The organism is Gordonia sp. (in: high G+C Gram-positive bacteria) (assembly GCF_047602025.1).
Classification (GTDB): Bacteria; Actinomycetota; Actinomycetes; order Mycobacteriales; family Mycobacteriaceae; genus Gordonia.
On record NZ_JASGII010000001.1, the window covers coordinates 1,289,647 to 1,308,785 of the forward strand.

Below are 19,139 nucleotides of genomic sequence, written 5' to 3' on the forward strand. Positions count from 1 at the left end.
CTGTCGTAGCGCGCCCTGCCGCGTTGTTCGTCGCGCAGCTTCTGTCGGTACCGGCGCCTATCCTGTTAGACATGGCGTTCCCCGCAGAGAAACCGGTGCTCGCGCACTCCGAGTTCCGCCCCATCGGCGAGATCGAGCGCGCCGACAAGCGCTTCGAGGTCGTCAGCGAATACGAACCCGCGGGTGACCAACCGGCCGCGATCGCGGACCTCAAGCGCCGCATCGAGGGGGGCGAGCGCGACGTGGTCCTGCTCGGCGCCACCGGTACCGGCAAGTCCGCCACGACGGCCTGGCTCATCGAACAGGTGCAGCGACCGACGCTGGTGATGGCCCCCAACAAGACGCTGGCGGCACAGCTCGCCAACGAGCTGCGGGAGATGCTGCCGAACAACGCCGTCGAGTACTTCGTCTCGTACTACGACTACTACCAACCCGAGGCGTACATCGCGCAGACGGACACCTACATCGAGAAAGACTCGTCGATCAACGACGACGTCGAACGGCTGCGCCACCGGGCGACCTCCAGCCTGCTGTCGCGCCGCGACGTCGTCGTGGTGGCATCGGTGTCCTGCATCTACGGCCTCGGCACCCCGCAGTCGTACTTGGACCGCTCGGTCGAGATGTCCGTCGGCGACGAGGTCGACCGCGACGCGCTGCTGCGGCTGCTCGTCGACGTGCAGTACACCCGCAACGACATGTCGTTCACGCGCGGCAGCTTCCGTGTGCGCGGCGACACCGTCGAGATCATCCCGTCGTACGAGGAACTGGCCGTGCGCATCGAGTTCTTCGGCGACGAGGTCGAGGCGCTCTACTACCTGCACCCGCTGACCGGCGACGTCGTGAAGCAGGTCGACAAGGTCCGCATCTTCCCGGCCACCCACTACGTCGCCGGGCCCGAGCGCATGGAACGCGCGATGAAGAGCATCGAGGCCGAGCTGGAGGAGCGCCTCGCCGAGTTGGAGAACAAGGGCAAGCTGCTCGAGGCGCAGCGGCTGCGGATGCGCACCTCCTACGACCTTGAGATGATGCGCCAGGTCGGATTCTGCTCGGGCATCGAGAACTATTCGCGGCACATCGACGGCCGCGGCGCGGGATCGGCGCCGGCGACGCTGATCGACTACTTCCCGGAGGATTTCCTCCTGGTCATCGACGAGTCGCACGTGACCGTGCCGCAGATCGGCGCGATGTACGAGGGCGACATGTCCCGCAAGCGCAACCTCGTCGAATACGGCTTCCGACTGCCGTCGGCGGTCGATAACCGGCCGCTCACCTGGGACGAGTTCGTCGACCGGGTCGGCCAGACGGTCTACCTGTCGGCGACGCCCGGTCCGTACGAGCTGGGCCAGAGCGACGGCGAGTTCGTCGAGCAGGTCATCCGCCCGACCGGGCTGGTCGACCCCAAGGTCGTCGTGAAGCCGACCAAGGGCCAGATCGACGACCTGGTACACGAGATCCGCGAGCGGACCGAGCGGGACGAGCGCGTTCTGGTGACCACGCTGACGAAGAAGATGGCCGAGGACCTCACCGACTACCTGCTCGAACTCGGCATCCGGGTGCGGTACCTGCATTCGGAGGTCGACACCCTGCGCCGCGTCGAACTGCTCCGCCAGCTGCGGCTGGGGGAGTACGACGTCCTCGTCGGCATCAACCTGCTGCGCGAGGGCCTCGATCTGCCCGAGGTGTCGCTCGTCGCGATCCTCGACGCGGACAAGGAGGGCTTCCTGCGCAGCACGACGTCGCTGATCCAGACCATCGGCCGCGCGGCGCGCAATGTGTCCGGCGAGGTCCACATGTACGCGGACAAGATCACCGACTCCATGCAGAACGCGATCGACGAGACGGAGCGGCGCCGGGCCAAGCAGATCGCCTACAACGAGGAGAACGGCATCGATCCGCAGCCGCTGCGGAAGAAGATCGCCGACATCCTCGACCAGGTTTACAGCGAGGCCGACGACGAGGTCGCGGTCGGCGGATCGGGCCGCAATTCGAGCCGCGGTCGGCGGGCGCAGGGGGACAACCCGAAGGGCTCGACCAGCGCCGGCGTCATCGAGCGGCGCGACGTCTCGGCGATGCCGCGCGCCGAACTGGCGGACCTGATCACCCAGCTGACCGATCAGATGATGGGCGCGGCCCGCGACCTGCAGTTCGAGTTGGCCGGCCGGCTGCGCGACGAGATCGCCGACCTGAAGAAGGAATTGCGCGGCATGGACGCCGCGGGCATCAAATAGTCGTCCTGAACACACTGCGGCCAACTCCGGCCCTGTACCGGGGAGAATCCGATAGGGTGCTAACGAATCGTGAAACTGGAGGGAATGGTCAATGACCGCATACAAGACCGTGGTTGTCGGTACCGACGGCTCGGAATCCTCGATGAAGGCCGTCGAGCGCGCCGGCGCGATCGCCGGCGAGTCGGCGACGCTGGTCATCGCCTGCGCGTACTTCCCGAATGAGGGGCGCGACGTCAACGCGATGTCGGACGTCCTCAAGGACGAGGCCTACCAAGTCCACGGCTCCGCGCCGACCGAGGAGATCCTCCGCAGCGCCAAGGAGCGGGCGACCGCTGCCGGCGCCAAGCTCATCCAGCAGCGCCCGGTGAAGGGCGCGCCGGTGGAGGCGCTCCTGCAGCTCGTCCTCGACGTCAACGCCGACCTGCTGGTCGTCGGCAACAAGGGCCTCAACACCCTGTCCGGCCGCCTGCTCGGCTCGGTGCCCGCCGACGCCGCCCGCAAGGCCGACGTCGACGTGCTCATCGTCCACACGACGTAGCAATCAGCTTTCTTCTTGCCACCCGGGTAGGTCCGCCAACTCGGGTGGCAAGTCGCATTCTGCGACCACGACGAGTCGCTGTGTGGCCCGCGTGAGCGCCACGTAAAGATCGCTCAGCCCGCGGTCGGAGGCGGCGATGATCGACGCCGGTTCCACCACGACGGTGTTGTCGAACTCCAGGCCTTTGCAGCCGGTCACGGTGTGCACCACGACGTCGCCCTGCCCGGCGAGTGCGTCCACCGCCATCTCGTAGTCGTCGTCGGCGACGATCAACCCGGTGAGCCCGTCCCAGCCCGCACTCGTGGCCAGCGTCGCGGCGTCGAGCACCGCCCGCCCGAACGGCGCGCGCACCGCCGTCGGCTCGATCCCGTTGGCGCGCAGCGACGTCGGCGGCGTGAGGTCGGGACTGATGCGGGCGAGCAGTCGGCCCGCGTACGCCATGATCTCGGCCGGCGTCCGGTAGTTGACGGTCAGCTCGTGCAGCCGCCAGCGCTGCGCGACGTACGGGGAGAAGATGTCGCTCCACGACGTCGCGCCGGCCGCCGCCGACGTTTGCGCTGTATCGCCGATGACCGTCATCCAGCGGTTGGGGGTCCGGCGCATCACCATGCGCCAGGCCATCGGAGACAGTTCCTGAGCCTCGTCGACGATGACGTGGCCGAAGGTCCAGGACCTGTCGGAGTAGGCGCGTTCCGCCGTCGTCTTGTGCTGACGGACCTGTTGGCGCTCGGCGAGCTGCTCGGCGTCGATGAGGTCGTACGCCATGAGGATTTCCGGGTCGATCTCGTCCTCGAGGTCCTGCGGCGCCGAGCCGGTGAGGATGTCGAGAGCATCCTGGGCCTCGGCCAGCTTCTGCCGCCAGCGAGCCTTCGCGTCGGCCTCGTCCTCGGCGGTGCCGGCCCCGATGAGCTCGGCGATTTCGTCGATGAGCGGAATGTCGTCGACGGTGATCGGGCCGGAGGTCCGCTCCAACGCCTCGCGGTCGTCGTCGTCCCACCCGCGGGTGGCCGACCGGATCGCGGCGGGCGAGGTGAGCAGATCGGTGAGGACCTGCTGCGGCTCCAACCGCGGCCAGAACGCCAACACCGCGCGGACGAGGTCCTCGTCGTCGCGCATCTCGTCCCGGATGTCGGAGATCTCGGCGCTCGAGAGCATCTGCGTGCCGTCGAGCAGCGATGAGCCGATCCGCCCCGCGTAGGCGGCGGCCAACCCGTACAGCGCGGACCGGAGGAACTCCCGCTGCGCCTGGTTGTGCGCCTTGCGGGTGCTGCGGGCCTTGGACCGGGCGCGCTTGATCAACTCCGAATCGATCTGCAGCGGATAGCCGTCGAACTCCACCACCACGGGCCGCTTCGGCAGCGATTCGTACGACCGCACATGGCTCTTGAGCACCGGGAGCATGTCCAGCGAGCCCTTGCGGGCGGCGGTAGCGGGCGGGTCGACGGCGGCGGTGGTGATGCCGGGCAGGAGGTCGCCGATGGTCGTGAGCAGGACGCCGGTCTCGCCGAGCGAGGGGAGCACCTGCGAGATGTACCGGAGGAACTCGGTGTTCGGCCCGATGATGAGCACGCCGCTGCGCGCAAGCAGGTCGCGGTGCGTGTAGAGCAGGTAGGCCGCGCGGTGCAGGGCGACGGCGGTCTTGCCGGTGCCCGGCCCGCCCTGCACGACGGTGACGCCGCGGTGGGTGGAACGGATGATGACGTCCTGCTCGCGCTGGATGGTCTCGACGATGTCGGTCATCTCGCCGGTCCGCGCGGCGTTCAGGGCGGTGACGAGCGCGGTCTCGTTGACGACGTCGCCGCGGGTCAGCGCCTCCCGGTCGTCGGCCGACGAGCCGTCGAGCACTTCGTCGTTGACCTCGCGCACCTGTCGGTTGCCGGTGCGGATGTGACGCCGGATGTGGACGCCCTCCGGGTCGGCGGGGGTGGCGAGGTAGAACGGCCGCGACAGGGGAGCGCGCCAGTCCAGCAGAAGCGTCGTGTCGTCGTCATCGTCGTCGAGGACGCCGATGCGCCCGATGCGCCGTGTTTCGCGCGGCCCCTCGCCGTCGACCTCGAGTCGCCCGAAGTAGAGGTTGTGCTCGGCGGCGTCGAGTTTCGCCAAGTCCTCGGTGTAGAGGCGCTCGTACGACTCCCGCTCGGACTGGGCCTGCGGCGTCCCGCCGCTCTCCACGAGCGTCTCGCTCAACCGGCGGTTCGTGGTCGCGCGCATGCGGTCGATGCGACCGTACACCGCGTCGAGATGCCGTTGTTCCTCGGCGATGCGCGGATCGGGATTCACAGTTGGTCCAGTGTACGCGCCGTACCCGACCTCGGCTCGGGTCGGAAGCGGGCTACCAGCCCCGCTCGCGCCACTCGTCAAGTCGCGGGCGCTCGGCGCCGAGCGTGGTGTCGCTGCCGTGCCCCGGGTAGACCGCGGTGTCGTCCGGGTAGACGTCGAACAGCTTGCTGGTGACGTCGCCGAGCAGGCGTTCGAAGTCGCCTTCCTGCCAGGTCTTCCCGACGCCGCCGGGAAAGAGGCAGTCGCCGGTGAACAACTGCACCGAGAGCGGTCCCGCGGCGTCGTCGCTGGCGTCGCGCAGGGCGAGGGCGATCGACCCCTCGGTGTGGCCGGCCAGGTGGATCGCTTTCAGCGTGAGGTTGCCGACCGTGATTTCGTCGCCGTCGTCGAGGAGTCGATCGGGCCGCACCGGGAGTTCCCCGGCGTCTGCGCGGCCCGCCATCGTCGGCACCCCGGTGGCCTTCACCACATCCTCGAGTGCCTGCCAGTGGTCGAAATGACCGTGGGTGGTGAGGATGCCGCGCAGCGTTCCGGGCAGCTCGTCGAGGAGTGCGAGCAGCTCGGGGGCGTCGTTGGCCGCGTCGATCAGCAACTGGTCGCCGGTGTCCGCGCAGGTGAGGACGTAGGCGTTGTTGTCCATCGGTCCGACCGACATCTTGGTGATCGTCGCACCGGTGGTGGTGCGGCGCATCGGGTGGTGCGGGCCGGTCACGGTGCCGGTGTACGAGTCGTCGACAGGGCTGATCGTCGTCATGGGTTCCACGGTAGCGGTGGCCGGTGGCGGATTCGCCCGGGCGCATAGACTGGGGGAGTTGTCAGGGGTCGCCGGTATACCTGGACGCGACTGTCTTTGACTGGACTATCCGAACCGTGAGGAAGCTGTGCTGTGGTTGACCGTTTGATCGTGCGCGGGGCGCGCGAGCACAACCTGCGGGGCATCGACGTCGACCTGCCGCGCGATTCGCTCATCGTGTTCACCGGCTTGTCCGGCTCGGGCAAGTCGTCGCTGGCCTTCGACACGATTTTCGCGGAGGGTCAGCGCCGCTACGTCGAGTCGCTGTCGGCCTACGCGCGCCAGTTCCTGGGTCAGATGGACAAGCCCGACGTCGACTTCATCGAGGGGCTCTCGCCGGCGGTCTCCATCGACCAGAAGTCGACCAACCGCAACCCGCGCTCGACGGTCGGCACCATCACCGAGGTCTACGACTACCTGCGCCTGCTGTATGCCCGCGCCGGCACCGCGCACTGCGCCGAGTGCGGCGAGAAGATCGCCAAGCAGACGCCGCAGCAGATCGTCGACCAGGTGCTCGCCATGGGGGAGGGCACGCGGTTCCAGGTCCTCGCGCCCGTCGTGCGCTCACGCAAGGGCGAGTTCGTCGACCTGTTCGCCGACCTGCAGACCCAGGGTTTCGCCCGCGCCCGCATCGACGGCAAGGTGTACCCCCTCACCGAGCCGCCGACGCTCAAGAAGCAGGAGCGCCACGACATCGACGTCGTCGTCGACCGTCTCGCCGTCAAGGCGTCGGCCAAGCAGCGGCTGACCGACTCCGTCGAAACCGCGCTGCGGCTGGCCGACGGGATCGTCGTGCTCGACTTCGTCGACGTCGACGAGACTGACCCGAACCGCGAGCGCCGGTTCTCCGAGAAGATGGCCTGCCCCAACGGGCACATCATCGCCATCGACGACCTCGAGCCGCGCGCCTTCTCCTTCAACTCGCCGTACGGCGCCTGCCCGGTGTGCGACGGCCTCGGCGTCGCCAAGGTGATCGACGAGGAGCTCGTCGTCCCCGATCCCGACCTCAGCATCGCCGAGGGGGCGGTCGCACCGTGGTCGGCCGGGCACAACGCCGACTACTTCCTGCGCCTGCTGGGCGGGCTCGCCGAGCAGATGGGCTTCGATCTCAACGCCCCGTGGAAGAAGCTGCCCGCCGCCGCGCGGGACGCCATCCTGAACGGCAGCGACCACCAGGTCCACGTGAAGTTCCGCAACCGGTACGGCCGCACCCGGTCGTACTACACCGAGTTCGAGGGCGTCATGGCCTTCCTCGAGCGCCGCTCGGAGCAGACCGAGTCCGAGGCGATGAAGGAGCGCTACGAGGGCTACATGCGCGACGTGCCGTGTGCCGCGTGCGGCGGCGCCCGCCTGCGCCCGGAGATCCTCGCCGTCACCCTCGACTCGGCCGAGTTCGGGCCCAAGTCGATCGCGCAGGTCAGTGCGCTGTCGGTGGCCCAGTGCGCCGAATACCTCGACAGCCTGACCCTGGGCGCGCGCGAAGAGGCGATCGCCGGCCGCGTGCTCAAGGAGGTGCAGGCCCGCATCCGCTTCCTGCTCGACGTCGGCCTGGAATACCTGTCGCTGGCCCGTGCCGCGGGATCGCTGTCCGGCGGCGAGGCGCAGCGCATCCGCCTGGCGACGCAGATCGGCGCCGGCCTGGCCGGGGTGCTCTACGTCCTCGACGAGCCGTCGATCGGCCTGCACCAGCGCGACAACCGGCGACTCATCGACACCCTGGTCCGGCTGCGCGACCTGGGGAACACACTGATCGTCGTCGAGCACGACGAAGACACCATCCGCGCCGCCGACTGGGTCGTCGACATCGGCCCGCGCGCCGGCGAGCACGGCGGCAAAGTCGTCCACAGCGGCAGCTACGAGGGCCTGCTGGCCAACCAGGAGTCGATCACTGGCGCCTATCTGTCCGGCCGCGAGACCCTGCCGGTGCCGGAGATCCGCCGACCGATCACCAAGCGCAAGCAGATCACCGTCGTCGGGGCCAGCGAGAACAACCTGAAGGACATCGACGTGTCCTTCCCGCTCGGCGTGCTGACCGCGGTCACCGGGGTGTCCGGGTCGGGCAAGTCGACGCTCGTCAACGACATCCTCGCCGCGGTGCTGGTGAACAAACTCAACGGTGCGCGGCACGTCCCCGGCCGGCACAAGCGGGTCAAGGGCCTCGAGCACCTCGACAAGCTGGTGCAGGTCGACCAGTCGCCGATCGGCCGCACGCCGCGGTCGAACCCGGCCACGTACACCGGCGTCTTCGACAAGATCCGCACGCTGTTCGCCGCGACGACCGAGGCGAAGGTCCGCGGCTACCAGCCCGGCCGCTTCTCGTTCAACGTCAAGGGCGGTCGCTGCGAGGCGTGCACCGGCGAGGGAACCATCAAGATCGAGATGAACTTCCTGCCCGACGTGTACGTGCCGTGCGAGGTCTGCCACGGCGCCCGGTACAACCGGGAGACCCTCGAGGTCCACTACAAGGGCAAGACCATCGCCGAGGTGCTCGACATGCCGATCGAGGAGGCCGCCGACTTCTTCGAGCCGGTCACGTCGATCCACCGGTACCTCAAGACCCTCGTCGACGTCGGGCTCGGCTACGTCCGGCTCGGCCAGCCCGCGCCGACGCTGTCCGGCGGTGAGGCGCAGCGCGTCAAACTGGCCGCCGAGCTGCAGAAGCGCTCCACCGGCCGCACCGCGTACATCCTCGACGAGCCGACCACCGGCCTACACTTCGAGGACATCCGCAAGCTGCTCGACGTCATCAACGGACTCGTCGACAAGGGCAACACCGTCATCGTCATCGAACACAACCTCGACGTCATCAAGTCCGCCGACTGGATCATCGACATGGGCCCCGAGGGCGGCGACGGCGGCGGCACCGTGATCGCGCAGGGCACGCCCGAAGAGGTGGCAGCCGCGCCGCAGAGCCACACCGGGAAGTTCCTCGCCGAGGTGTTGGAGCTCGAGGGCGTCAAACAGGTCGGCTGATCGGCCCGCCCGTGCCGAGCGATAAAGCCTCTTTCCCCATCTGCGGTTCGGGGGTAACGTACTGCCTCCGCGCGGCGATATCCGTATGCGCCAACCGAAAGGAAACCCGCCTTGCACACCACCTGACCTGATTTTCCCCGCCCATCGGACGTCTCACAGGAGACGTATACCCAATGGGAGATGGAGGAAAAAGGAATGGTGGACAACGGCAAGATGCGGTTCGCGGTGGCGATCGTCGAGGCCCGCACGGCGGCGCACAAGGCGCGCGGGGACAAGCGGTGCGGGTGCGGCCTCTGCCGGCACTGGGTCCGCATGGCGGCCCACTGGGCGGGCGTTCCCCGCAAGGAGCTCGAGGCGGTGCTGCCGGAGCCGGCCAAGCCGCGTCGGCGGGAGCGGCGCCCGGCCCCGCGGGGCATGCGGGCGCAGATCTGCGAGAACGGAACCATCCGGCATCGCGGCGGCGACGTCGGCGAGGCTGCCGGACTGGCGGCCCTGTTCGACCGGCTGCACCAGCAGGAGTGACCGCGGCGGGGGCCGGGTCAGACGAGTTTCTCGCCCGGCCCCTCACCGGGGGCATCCGGATAGGCGCTGGCCTCGCGGAAGGCGGCCTGCAACCCCTTGACGCCGTCGCGGATGGGGTTGGCGTGCAACCCGAGGTCGCGGCGCGAGGCGTCGAACAGCCCGGCCAGGGCGGTGATCAGCTTGCGGGCCTCGTCCAGATCGACGTCGTCCTCGGTGGCCCCCTCGGCCAGGCCGAGCTTCTCGGCAGCCGAGCTCATCAGCATGACGATGGCCCGGGTGATGACCTCGATCGCCGGGATCTCGCCCAGCTGTCGGACCTGTTCGTCGTCGCCCGTCGTCGAATAGGAGTCCTGCGCCATGACTGTTAGACTGTCACAGTGCGACCGCCTCGGGTAACCGGGGCAGGCAAGTGGAGTTCCGCTCCCACCGTGCGACGCGACGGCAGCAATGCGACGGCAGTTTCACGGTCCGGCACACGCCTTCGGCGGAGAGATCCGCGGTGCGGGCGTGTCGTCCGGTCGGCATCGGAGCCCTCGAGCATGGTCCTCGCGACCAGCCTCGGTGGGCTTTCTTGTTGAGGCAGTGGCCCCACCCCCTTCCCGCGAATCAGCGGCGGTCGAGACGAATACGACCTACCTAGGAGGCCCCATCAGCACTGAGACTCGCATCAACGAGCGCATCCGCGTCCCGGAAGTCCGCCTTGTCGGACCGAACGGCGAGCAGGTGGGCATCGTGCGCGTTGAAAATGCGCTCCGACTGGCCGAAGAGGCCGATCTGGACCTGGTGGAAGTCGCGCCCGACGCGCGTCCGCCGGTCTGCAAGATCATGGACTACGGCAAGTTCAAGTACGAAGCAGCGCAGAAGCAGCGCGAGTCGCGTCGCAACCAGCAGATGACCGTCATCAAGGAGCAGAAGCTCCGCCCCAAGATCGACGACCACGACTACGAGACCAAGAAGGGTCACGTCATCCGGTTCCTGGAAGCCGGATCGAAGGTCAAGGTCACGATCATGTTCCGCGGTCGTGAGCAGTCGCGACCCGAACTCGGCTTCCGCCTCCTGCAGCGCCTGGGCAACGACGTCGCCGACTACGGCTTCATCGAGACCAACGCCAAGCAGGACGGACGCAACATGACGATGGTCCTGGCACCGCACAAGGGCGCCAAGACCCGCGCCAAGGCCGCAACGCAGACCACGCAGCCGGCGACGACTCCCGACGAGCCCGCCGCCGACGCCGAGTAGCGGCCGACCGACAGACCTACTCAGGTTCCGCCACCGCGGAGCCGACGACCCCGAGCCCCGGCTCGGGCCGATGAACAGGAAGTACCCATGCCAAAGGCAAAGACCCACAAGGGCACCGCGAAGCGATTCAAGGTGACCGGCAGCGGCAAGATCGTGCGCCAGAAGGCGAACAAGCGCCACCTGCTCGAGCACAAGTCCTCGAAGCAGAAGCGCGCCATGGACGGCACCGTCGTGGTGTCCGACAACGACGCGCCGCGCATTAAGCGCCTGCTCAACGGCAACGGCTAGTCCAGCCCCCACCCGACCAACTCAGACGAAGTAAAGAGGTTCCGACATGGCACGCGTGAAGCGGGCAGTAAACGCCCAGAAGAAGCGTCGCACCACCCTGGAGGCGTCGAAGGGCTACCGCGGACAGCGCTCGCGCCTGTACCGCAAGGCCAAGGAGCAGCAGCTCCACTCGATGACCTACGCCTACCGCGACCGTCGTGCGCGCAAGGGCGAGTTCCGCAAGCTGTGGATCTCGCGCATCAACGCCGCGGCCCGCGCCAACGACATCACCTACAACCGCTTCATCCAGGGCCTCAAGGCCGCCGGTGTCGAGGTTGACCGCAAGGTGCTCGCCGAGATCGCCGTCAGCGACCCGCAGGCCTTCACCGGCCTCGTCGAGGTCGCCCGCAAGGCGCTGCCGGCCGACGTCAACGCGCCGGCTGCCTGATCACGGCACCCAGCCGAACCGACCCGCGATGGATGTTCTGACCGAACGCTCATCGCGGGTCGTTTCTTTCGCCAGACTCCATCGCGCCGCGACCCGGCGCGAGCAGGGGCGCTTCCTCGTCGAAGGCCCCAACGCGGTGACCGCCGCCGTCGAGACCGGGCGCGCGCAGGTCGTCCTGGTGGGGGAGGACGACGCCGAGCGGCACCGCGACGTGCTCGCGCGGGCCGGTGACGCGGGGCTCGATGTCCTGCTGCTCACCGAGCGCGCCGTCGGCAAGCTCGCCGACGCGACCACGCCGCCCGGCGTCTTCGCGGTGTGCGAACTCCTCGACGCCCCGCTCGCCGACGTCCTCGGCGGCGGCCCGACGCTCGTCGCCGTAGCCGTCGAACCGTCCGAGCCCGGCAACGCGGGCACCATCATCCGCTGCGCCGACGCGATGGGCGCCGACGCCGTCGTGTTCCTCGGCGACGCCGTCGACCCGCACAACGGCAAGTGCGTGCGCGCCAGCGCCGGCAGTGTCTTCCACCTGCCCGTCGCGCGGGAGCGTTCCGTCGACGACGGCCTGGCCGCCCTGCGCGGCGCGGGTCTGACCCTGCTCGCCACCACCGCCGACGGTGAGCTCGCTCTGCCCGAGGCGGGGGAGGTGCTGGCCGCGCCGACCGCCTGGCTGTTCGGCAACGAGGCCCACGGACTGCCGCCCGCCGTTGCGGCGGCCGCCGATCACCGGGTGTCGATCCCCATCAAGGGCCGCGCCGAGAGCCTGAATCTGGCCACCGCCGCCGCCATCTGCCTGTATGAGAGCGCGCGGGCTAATTGACCGTGTCCGACGCCCAGGTCATCTCGTCGGTCTCGCTCACCTCGAAGGCCTCGAACCGGTCGTCGGCGAGGATGGTGTCGATCAGCTCGCGCGTGCCGCCGACGAGGGTCCAGTTGAAGTCGATCTCCGTCGCGACCGCCCATGAGAGGTCGATCGGCCAGATCATGTTCGGGCCGGGTCCGCGCCGCCAATCACGCGGCCAGATCCTCGCCCGGTAGCCGTAGTCGGGGTCGGCGAGCTCACCGAGGGTGGCGTCGAACAGGATCATGTCGCGCGCGGGCCACGCGAAATGCGGGCCGTGGCGGACCGCATGCCCGATCGCGGGATCGATGTCCCGGTGGATGGCCGGCCGGGTTTGTCCGATGGACAGATCCACGTTCCCGTCGACGTGGAGCTCGCCCCACCCGCCCCAGATGGCCACGGTGACGTCGTCGGGAGTCGTGAACGGGCGCAGCACACCCGTCAGGGCGGTCAGCAGCGCCGGCGGCATCTCGCCCTCGTACTCGACGTTCAGGTGCCAGCCGTTCGGGAGCTCGACGGTGTACGAGTCGCCATGGTCGGCGTCAAGACGGCGGCCGAGCACCGCCCACCACTGGACCTGCGGGTGCATCGTCGCGCCGGTCACCGCCGCGACGTCGGCCCAACTGACCTCGTCGTCCCCGCTGTCGTGTCGGCTCACCGGGTGCAGGATCCGCGCGTAGGCGTCGAAACCGGTCCCAACGACGCCGCCGACCGACGCGAATTCGCCGGCTCGGCCCAGCAGGGCCGCGCCGCGCCGGTCGATCTCCGTCTGGTCGGTGATGAGTCGCATCCCGCGATGGTAGGGCGCGGCGGGAGGATCCGCGATTGAGTATTTCCCCGGACGACCCCGCGCCCGCGCGCGACAATCATCGGTAGGCATGACCACCACTGAGAAGCCCTCGTGCGGCCGGATCGACGCCGCGGAACTGGACCGCCTGACCGGGGACACCCGGGACCGGGCGGTCGACGTGTTGCGCCTGGCGAGCCTGCTCGTCGTCGTCATCGGCCACTCGATCATGCTCACCGTCTCCCCGCCGGCCCCCGGCGGCGCCCGGCTCGAACTCGGCAACCTGCTCGGCGACCACGCCTTCCTACAGGTCGCGACCTGGTTGCTGCAGGTGCTGCCGGTGTTCTTCTTCGCCGGCGCCGCGGCCGCCGTCTACGGCTGGCGACCCGGGACCTCGCCCGGGCACTGGTTGTTCCGGCGCTCGCAACGGCTGCTGCGCCCGGTGTTCTGGTACTTGCTCGCCATCGGCGGGGCGCTCGGCATCGCCGCGTGGACGGGCAGCGCGCCCGCCGTCGACGTCATCGCCCGGCTCGGCGTCCAGCTGCTCTGGTTCCTCGGCGCCTACCTGGTGATCCTCGCCGTCGTCGCCCTGCTGCAGTGGATGTCCACCCTGGCGCAGATCATCGGCGCGGTCGCCGTTTGCTACGCGCTCACCGGCCTCGCCGATTACGCGCGGCTGAGCGGCGACGGCACGCCCGCCTGGACGAACATCACCTTCGCGACCGCCTGGACCATCCCGGCGCTCCTGGGCATCGCCTATGCCAAGAAGCTCATCACCCCGAAGGCCGCCGCCATCGGCGCCGCGCTGATGCTCGCCGTCGACGCCGCGCTGGTGGTCTTCGGTCCCTACGACGTCTCGATGGTGACCGTGCCGGGGCAGAAGCTGTCCAACATGAGCCCGCCGAGTGTGCTGCTCGCCGGCCACGCGATCGTCCTGTGCCTGCTCGCGATCGCCGCAGCCGGGGCACTCGGGCGCTGGGCCCGTCGACCGCGCGTCTGGTGGTGGGTCGCACTCGGCAACCGCAGCGCGATGACGCTGTACCTGTGGCACCTGCCGCTGCTGGGCCTGATCATCGGCGCGAGCTCGCTCGTCGGCTTCACCCGCGACGACCCGGCGTCGAACCAGCACCTGGTCCTGGTCGCCGTGCAGACCGTCATCCTGCTGGTGCTGCTGGTCCCCGTCGTCGCCATGCTGTCGCCGCTGGAGAACCGACCGCTGCCGTGGTGGGACGACGCCCGGGCGACCTCGCTCGCCCACACCGCGGCAAACCGGCGGCGCGATGGCATCGTGCTGGCGCTCATGGTCGTCACCGGAGCCGCGCTGCTGATGTTCGCCCGCGACGGAATACTGGTCGGCGCACCGATGCTGGCGGTCACCGCCGCAGCCGCCGTCGCCGCCCGCCTGATCACGCTTCCGGCGGCTCAACCCGCAGGTCAGCAGCGGTAGCCGATCGACTAGGCTGTCGTTCGTGGCCAAGCAGAACGACGACAACACCGCTGCCGACCCGACAGCCCTCGATCCCGCCAAGCTCGACGCCGCGGCCGATGCCGCCGTCGCGGCGTTCGCGGCCGCCGCCGACCTCGACGCGCTGGCCGTGGCCAAGACCGAGCACCTCGGCGAGAAGGCCCCCGTATCGCTGGCCCGCCGCGCGCTGGGCACCCTGCCCGGCGATCAGCGCGCCGCCGCCGGCAAGGCCGTGAACGAGGTGCGCACCCGCGTCACCGACGCGCTGTCCGCGCGCACCGCCGAGCTGGAGGCCGAGCGTGACGCGGCCGTCCTCGAGTCGGAGACGATCGACGTCACGCTGCCCAGCGGCCGGCGTCGCGTCGGCGCGCGCCACCCGATCACCGTCATCGCCGAGCAGATCGCCGACGTCTTCGTCGGCATGGGCTGGGAGATCGCCGAGGGCCCCGAGGTTGAGGCCGAGCACTACAACTTCGACGCGCTCAACTTCCTGCCCGACCACCCCGCGCGGTCGATGCAGGACACGTTCTACATCGCGCCCGAGGGGTCGCGGCAGGTGTTGCGCACCCACACCTCGCCGGTCCAGGTGCGCGCCATGCTCGACCGCGACCTGCCGATCTACGTCGCCTGCCCCGGCCGCACCTTCCGCACCGACGAGCTCGACGCCACCCACACCCCGGTGTTCCACCAGATCGAGGGCCTGGCCATCGACCGCGGGCTCACCATGGCCCACCTGCGCGGCGCGCTGGAGACCCTCGCGCACGCACTCTTCGGCCCGGACACGACGACGCGCATGCGGCCGTCCTACTTCCCGTTCACCGAGCCTTCGGCCGAGGTCGACGTCTGGTTCCCGGCGAAAAAGGGCGGCGCCGGCTGGGTCGAGTGGGGCGGCTGCGGCATGGTCAACCCGAACGTGCTGCGTGCGAGCGGCATCGACCCCGACGAGTACAGCGGCTTCGCCTTCGGCATGGGCCTGGAGCGCACCCTGCAGTTCCGCAACGACATCACCGACATGCGCGACATGGTCGAGGGCGACATCCGCTTCACCGCCCCGTTCGGCCCCGCCGCCTGACCATCACTTCGAACCGAAAGCAACTCCGTGCGACTCCCACAGTCCTGGTTGACCGACGTCCTCGAGCTCAGCGGCCCCCCGCCGACGGCCGAGGAGATCGACGCCGCCTTTGTCCGCGTCGGGTTCGAGATCGAGGGTGAGGTCGAGCCGTTCGGCGACATCGCCGGTCCGCTGGTCATCGGCCGCGTCGAGACCATCGAAGAGCTGACCGAGTTCAAGAAGCCGATCCGCTATTGCCACGTCGCCGTCGGCGAGGATGCCCCGCGCGAGATCGTGTGCGGCGCCCGGAACTTCACCGAGGGCGACCTCGTCGTCGTCGCGCTGCCCGGCACGACGCTGCCCGGCGGATTCGAGATCGCCACGCGCAAGACCTACGGCAAGACCTCCGACGGCATGATCTGCTCGGTGACCGAACTGGGCGTCGGCGACGATCACACCGGCATCCTCGTCCTGCCCGCCGGTTCGGCGCGGCCCGGCGACGACGCGCGCGCGTTCCTCGGCCTGCCGGACACCGCCATCGAGGTCAACGTGACCCCCGACCGCGGCTACGCCTTCTCGGTCCGCGGCCTCGGCCGCGAACTGGCCGGCAGCCTCGGCGCCGGCTTCCGCGAGCCCGGTGCCGACGCGAAGCCGGGGACCCCCGGCGACGGCGGCACGCCGGTCACCATCGACCCGGCCACCGGCGCCACCCGCTACACCGCCCGCGTGATCACCGGCGTCGACCCCACCGCGGCCTCGCCGTGGTGGATGCGCAAACGACTCCTGATCGCCGGCATCCGCCCGATCTCGGCCGTCGTCGACGTGACCAACTACGTGATGCTCGAGCTCGGCCAGCCGTTGCACGCCTTCGACGCCGACCGCGTGCGCGGCGGCATCAGCGTGCGCAACGCGAAGGCGGGGGAGAAGCTCACCACCCTCGACGGCACCGACCGCACGCTCGACGCCGAGGACGTTGTCATCGCCGACGACTCGGGCGCCATCGCCCTCGCCGGCGTCATGGGCGGCGCCACCACCGAGGTCGGCGACGAGACCGTGAACGTGCTGCTCGAATCGGCCACCTTCGACCCGGTCCGCGTCTTCCGCACGGGCAAGCGCCACAAGCTCAGCTCGGAGGCCGCCAAGCGGTTCGAGCGCACCGTCGACCCGGAGATCACCGCCATCGCCTCGGCGCGCGCGGCGCTGCTCATCCAGGAGATCGCCGGCGGCGCCGAGACGGGCGCGTGGACCGACGTCCGCCTTCCCGTGGAACCCGCGCCGGTCATCCCTTTCGCGGCCGACGCCCCCGATCGCACCGCCGGCATCGACTACCCCGCGGGCACCTCGGCGAAGCGCCTGCGCGAGGTCGGCTGCACCGTCGAGGAGCACGACGGCCTGCTGGCCGTCACCCCGCCGTCGTGGCGGCCCGACCTGCGCCAGTCCGCCGACCTGGTCGAAGAGGTGTTGCGCCTGGAGGGACTGGAAGACATTCCCGCGGTCGTGCCGCGCGCACCCGGCGGCCGCGGCCTCACGCCGACGCAGCAGCGCCGCCGCTCCATCGGGCGCACGCTGGCCCTCGACGGCTTCGTCGAGGTGCTGCCGTATCCGTTCATGCCGGCCGGCGTCTTCGACGTGTGGGGCCTGCCCGACGACGACCCGCGGCGCAGCACCGTCGACGTGCTCAACCCGCTCGAATCCGAGCGCCCGCAGCTCAACACGACGCTGCTGCCCGGCCTGCTGGAGATGGTCGGGCGCAACCTGGCCCGCGGCCAGCGCGACCTGGCGCTGTTCACCATCGGCCAGGTCGTGCTCGGCGGCACCGGCAGCGGCACGACTATCGGCGCCTTCGACGTCACCGCGCGTCCCGCCGACGCGGACCTGAAGAAGCTCAACGCGAGCCTGCCCGACCAGCCCCTGCACGTGGCCGCCGTGCTGACCGGGCTCGCCGAGCCCGCCGGACCGTGGGGCGCCGGTCGCCCCGCCGACGCGACCGACGCCTTCGAGGCAGCGCGCTCCATCGCCCGGGCCGCCGGCGTCGACGTCGACCTGGTCGCCGACGACCACCTGCCTTGGCACCCCGGGCGGTGCGCCAAGGTCGTCGTGACCGACGCCGACGGCCGGGCCGCGACCGTAGGCTGGGCCGGCGAACTGCACCCGGCCGTGTGCGATCGCGCGAATCTACCCAAGCGGACGTGCGCGGTGGAACTGTCGATCGATGCGCTTCCCACCAGCACCAAGCTGCCGGCGCCGAGCCTGTCGGTGTTCCCCGCGGTCCTGCAGGACGTCGCCGTCGTCGTCGACGACCAGGTCTCGGCCGCCGACGTCGCCGCCGCCCTGCGCGAGGGCGCCGGCGAACTGCTCGAGTCGCTCGAGCTCTTCGACGTCTTCACCGGTGAGCAGGTGGGCGCGGGCAAGAAGTCGTTGGCGTTCGCGCTGCGCTTCCGCGCACCGGATCGCACGCTGACCGAGGACGAGGCCAGCGCCGCCAAGATGGCCGCCGTCACCCGCGCCGCCGGCGTGGTCGGCGCGCGGATGCGGTAGCTCCCGTGGTCGTCCTCGGCGCCGTCGTCATCGGCATCCTTTTCGTCGCTCTCACGGCCTACTGGCTACACCGGCGGCTGGTCGTCGCCACCGGGCTGAGCGGATGGTGGGCCAAGGCCGCCGACGCCGTGCTGGTCGTCGGCTCGCTGCTCGGCATCACCGCCCTGTTGGTGGGCCGGACGCTGGATCCGTCGTGGTCGCGACCGCTCGGCTACGCGGGCTACACCTGGTGGGCCTTCGTCTACTACCTGTCGCTCGGCGCCGCCGTCATCGGTCTCCTCGCGCTGCTGGTGCGCCTGGTGCGCGGCAAGTCCGACGGCCCCCGCCGCTGGGTCGCGGTCCTCACCGGGGTGATGGTCGTCGCCGCGGCGGCGACCACCGCCTACGGATTACGTGAGGCCGCACGACCGACCGTCACCGAGGACACCGCTACCGTCGACAAGCTCCCGCCCGAGTTCGACGGGCTGCGCGTCGCCTTCATCACCGACCTGCACGTGGGGCCCGCGATCAGCCCAACATTCACCACTCGGGTGGTCGAACAGGTCAACGCGGCCAAACCCGACCTCGTCCTGGTGGGCGGCGACCTCGCGGACGGCACCGTCCGGCTGGTGAAGAAGGGCGTCGAACCGCTCCGCTACCTGCGCGCGCCGCTGGGCGTGTACTCGGTGAGCGGCAACCACGAGTACTACTCCGACGACGGCGGGGCATGGCTCGACGTCTGGCAGATCCTCGGGCTTCGACCGCTGCGCAACGAGCGCGTCGAACTGCGCCGCGGTGGTGCCGTGATCGATCTCGCCGGCGTCTACGACCGCACCGCGCCCGCCCCGTACCACCCCGACTACCGGAAAGCGCTAGACGGGCGAGACCCCAGTCGGGCGCTCATCTTCCTCGCGCACGAGCCGAAACAGGCCGAGGGCGTCCAGGGGAGGGGCGTCGGCCTGCAGTTCTCCGGCCACACGCACGGCGGACAGATCTGGCCGTTCCGCTACGCGGTCCGACTGCAGCAGCCGATCGTCTCCGGCTTCGGCAAGGTGGGCGACGTGCCGGTCTTCGTCTCCCGCGGCACCGGGGCCTGGGGTCCGCCGGTCCGCGTCGGTGCGCCGCCGCAGATCGCGATGATCACGCTGCGGCGGTCCGCGGTCGAATAGGTCTGGCCCACCCACACGTGAATA

The 19,139-nt window shown here is 69.9% G+C and carries 16 protein-coding genes; 12 read left to right on the forward strand and 4 right to left on the reverse strand.

The annotated features are described in order from the left end of the window. The first annotated feature begins 71 nt into the window (after positions 1-71). On the forward strand, positions 72-2,228 hold the full coding sequence (gene uvrB, locus QM728_RS06425; protein ID WP_415031206.1) for an excinuclease ABC subunit UvrB: 2,157 nt from the start codon (positions 72-74) through the stop codon (positions 2,226-2,228). A gap of 91 nt (positions 2,229-2,319) precedes the next feature. Further along, entirely contained in the window at positions 2,320-2,766 is a 447-nt protein-coding gene (locus QM728_RS06430) for a universal stress protein (RefSeq protein ID WP_415031207.1), read from the forward strand. A 3-nt stretch (positions 2,767-2,769) separates the two neighbouring features. Here QM728_RS06430 and QM728_RS06435 read toward each other — a convergent pair whose 3' ends face one another. Further along, entirely contained in the window at positions 2,770-5,046 is a 2,277-nt protein-coding gene (locus QM728_RS06435) for a HelD family protein (RefSeq protein ID WP_415031208.1), read from the reverse strand. A 52-nt stretch (positions 5,047-5,098) separates the two neighbouring features. Continuing rightward, positions 5,099-5,800, reverse strand: a complete 702-nt coding sequence (locus QM728_RS06440) for an MBL fold metallo-hydrolase (RefSeq protein ID WP_415031209.1) — start codon at positions 5,798-5,800, stop codon at positions 5,099-5,101. Positions 5,801-5,932: 132 nt separating this feature from the next. Between QM728_RS06440 and uvrA the strand changes: the two genes are divergently transcribed. Together uvrA and QM728_RS06450 are read left to right on the forward strand one after the other, a co-directional pair. Then, positions 5,933-8,812 (forward strand): excinuclease ABC subunit UvrA, encoded by a 2,880-nt coding sequence (gene uvrA, locus QM728_RS06445; RefSeq protein WP_415031210.1) that lies wholly within the window; start codon positions 5,933-5,935, stop codon positions 8,810-8,812. A 180-nt stretch (positions 8,813-8,992) separates the two neighbouring features. Further along, a complete protein-coding gene (locus QM728_RS06450) occupies positions 8,993-9,334 on the forward strand; it encodes a hypothetical protein (protein WP_415031211.1) in 342 nt (113 codons plus the stop codon). A gap of 17 nt (positions 9,335-9,351) precedes the next feature. Here QM728_RS06450 and QM728_RS06455 read toward each other — a convergent pair whose 3' ends face one another. Next, on the reverse strand, positions 9,352-9,693 hold the full coding sequence (locus QM728_RS06455; RefSeq protein ID WP_415031212.1) for a DUF1844 domain-containing protein: 342 nt from the start codon (positions 9,691-9,693) through the stop codon (positions 9,352-9,354). A 223-nt stretch (positions 9,694-9,916) separates the two neighbouring features. On the opposite strand from QM728_RS06455, the gene infC reads away from it, so the two are divergent. The 4 genes from infC to QM728_RS06475 all read left to right on the forward strand — a co-directional run bounded on the left by infC (position 9,917) and on the right by QM728_RS06475 (position 12,105). After that, positions 9,917-10,573: a translation initiation factor IF-3 gene (gene infC / locus QM728_RS06460; protein ID WP_415031213.1), complete on the forward strand. Its 657-nt coding sequence runs from the start codon at positions 9,917-9,919 to the stop codon at positions 10,571-10,573. A gap of 87 nt (positions 10,574-10,660) precedes the next feature. Continuing rightward, complete coding sequence (gene rpmI, locus QM728_RS06465) at positions 10,661-10,861, forward strand: 50S ribosomal protein L35 (RefSeq protein ID WP_415031214.1); 201 nt, start codon at positions 10,661-10,663, stop codon at positions 10,859-10,861. Positions 10,862-10,907: 46 nt separating this feature from the next. After that, a complete protein-coding gene (gene rplT / locus QM728_RS06470) occupies positions 10,908-11,288 on the forward strand; it encodes a 50S ribosomal protein L20 (RefSeq protein ID WP_415031215.1) in 381 nt (126 codons plus the stop codon). 28 nt (positions 11,289-11,316) lie between these two features. Further along, on the forward strand, positions 11,317-12,105 hold the full coding sequence (locus QM728_RS06475) for a TrmH family RNA methyltransferase (RefSeq protein WP_415031216.1): 789 nt from the start codon (positions 11,317-11,319) through the stop codon (positions 12,103-12,105). On the opposite strand, the gene QM728_RS06480 is transcribed toward QM728_RS06475, so the two are convergent. Further along, a complete protein-coding gene (locus QM728_RS06480; protein WP_415031217.1) occupies positions 12,098-12,916 on the reverse strand; it encodes a hypothetical protein in 819 nt (272 codons plus the stop codon). The genes QM728_RS06475 and QM728_RS06480 overlap by 8 nt on opposite strands. A gap of 88 nt (positions 12,917-13,004) precedes the next feature. On the opposite strand from QM728_RS06480, the gene QM728_RS06485 reads away from it, so the two are divergent. The 4 genes from QM728_RS06485 to QM728_RS06500 are packed head-to-tail and all read left to right on the forward strand — an operon-like array spanning position 13,005 to position 19,115. Further along, entirely contained in the window at positions 13,005-14,360 is a 1,356-nt protein-coding gene (locus QM728_RS06485; protein WP_415031218.1) for an acyltransferase family protein, read from the forward strand. Positions 14,361-14,382: 22 nt separating this feature from the next. Continuing rightward, positions 14,383-15,450, forward strand: coding sequence for a phenylalanine--tRNA ligase subunit alpha (gene pheS / locus QM728_RS06490; protein ID WP_415031219.1), 1,068 nt, complete (start codon positions 14,383-14,385; stop codon positions 15,448-15,450). A gap of 27 nt (positions 15,451-15,477) precedes the next feature. Next, on the forward strand, positions 15,478-17,967 hold the full coding sequence (gene pheT / locus QM728_RS06495) for a phenylalanine--tRNA ligase subunit beta (RefSeq protein WP_415031220.1): 2,490 nt from the start codon (positions 15,478-15,480) through the stop codon (positions 17,965-17,967). Between the two features lie 5 nt (positions 17,968-17,972). Next, positions 17,973-19,115 (forward strand): metallophosphoesterase, encoded by a 1,143-nt coding sequence (locus tag QM728_RS06500; protein ID WP_415031221.1) that lies wholly within the window; start codon positions 17,973-17,975, stop codon positions 19,113-19,115. Positions 19,116-19,139 lie beyond the last annotated feature (24 nt).